The 1,311-nt window shown below is 71.6% G+C and carries 1 protein-coding gene and 1 pseudogene; both read right to left on the bottom strand.

What is annotated here, in order from left to right; translation table 11 throughout:
* Positions 1-788: pseudogene (locus tag ABZ855_RS48370) on the bottom strand (ATP-binding protein); the annotation flags it as partial.
* A 343-nt stretch (positions 789-1,131) separates the two neighbouring features.
* Positions 1,132-1,311 (bottom strand): DUF6238 family protein (locus ABZ855_RS48365; protein ID WP_360820471.1); only part of this gene is annotated, 180 nt, incomplete at its 5' end.

Here is a 1,311-nt window from a genome sequence, read left to right as displayed (position 1 = left end):
GCTGCGGCGCGATGGACGACGGCGTCCAGGGCGACGTCGAGACCGGTGTGCTCCATCGGCAGCAGGTCCCGCCCGAGCACGGTGCGGGCCAGTGAGCCGAGCAGTAGCAGGCGGCGCTTGCGGATCTCGCCCGCCCAGTCGGCCTCGGAGACACTGTGGGGCCGCGGCGCCGCGTCCAGAGGGTTCAGCTTTCCGGGCAGGCCCGGCCCGAGCGCGATGGAGGTACCGCCCAGCGACTGTGACACGGTCGTCCATTCCCCTTTCGGGTCACACGGGACGTAGACCCGGTACCCGAAGGCGATCGACCGCAGCGCGAAACTCTTGGCCAGCGCCGACTTGCCCTGCCCGATCACGCCCGCGAGGAGCACGTTGGGGTTGGTGAAGCCCTCGACCTTGCCGTACAGCGTGAACGGATCGAAGCAGAAGGAGGCTTCGGCGTGGACGTCGCGGCCGATGTAGGTGCCTTCGGCGCCGAGGCCGCCTTCGGCGAGAAACGGGTAGGCCCCGCTCGCGGTGGCGGTGGTCATGCGGTGGGTGGGCAGCTTGAGCCGGTTGTGGCGGGAGGACGCGGGGCCAGGCCGGCCGGCGGACGGGAAGAGGGGCGGCGGCAACTCCCGTTCCTCGAGGCTGGCGCCGCCGGTGTGGGCGGCTGTTTCGGCGCGGGCCTTCGCGGTGGCCTCGGCGAGTTGTCGGCGGGCGGCTTTTCGGGAGGCGCGGTCGGTGTGGTGCGGGGTGAACAGGGGGCTGGCGCTGGCGCGGCGGGCGCGGGGCGCGGGCCGGTGGCTCATGGCGGGGCGGCTTTCATGTGACGGCGGTCCGGACGCGGTGCGGGGGTCAGACGACCGGCGAGGCGGTGAACAGAATCGGGCTGCGGTAGCTCTCGCCGTCGCCCGACCGGTCCAGCTGTCTGTAGCCGTCGGCGAGGTAGTGGCAACGGCCCGACCCGGCCTTGTACTTGAGGATTCCGGCCGAGTGGAAGCCGTTGCCGGTGCGACTGATCGTCGGTATTTGCAGCGTCGCCCAACAGGCCGGGGCGGCGGTGGTCAGGGCGGTGGTGTCGGCAGGCGAGGCGAGGGCGGCTGAGGTGGAGTGCTTCAGGGCGCGCGTTGAGGGCCCTTTCGGTGGTGGGGGTTATTGGCTGCAGGTGGTGGTGTGGCCGTGCAGCGGGGTGTTGAGGTCGCTCGAGGTGGTTTTGCGGCGGACGACGTGACCTGCGGCGAGGTGGCGCTGGCAGATGGTCAGGACGGGTGGCCCTTCGGGCAGCCGCTCGGGGTGGCATTCCGTGTCCGTCGGTGTCTTGTCCGCGACGGG

The sequence above is a fragment of the Streptomyces sp. NPDC047042 genome, from assembly GCF_040644035.1.
In the GTDB taxonomy this organism is placed as follows: domain Bacteria; phylum Actinomycetota; class Actinomycetes; order Streptomycetales; family Streptomycetaceae; genus Streptomyces.
The sequence above is the reverse complement of the archived record's forward strand: the minus strand, read 5'-3'. Positions and strand labels throughout refer to the sequence as shown.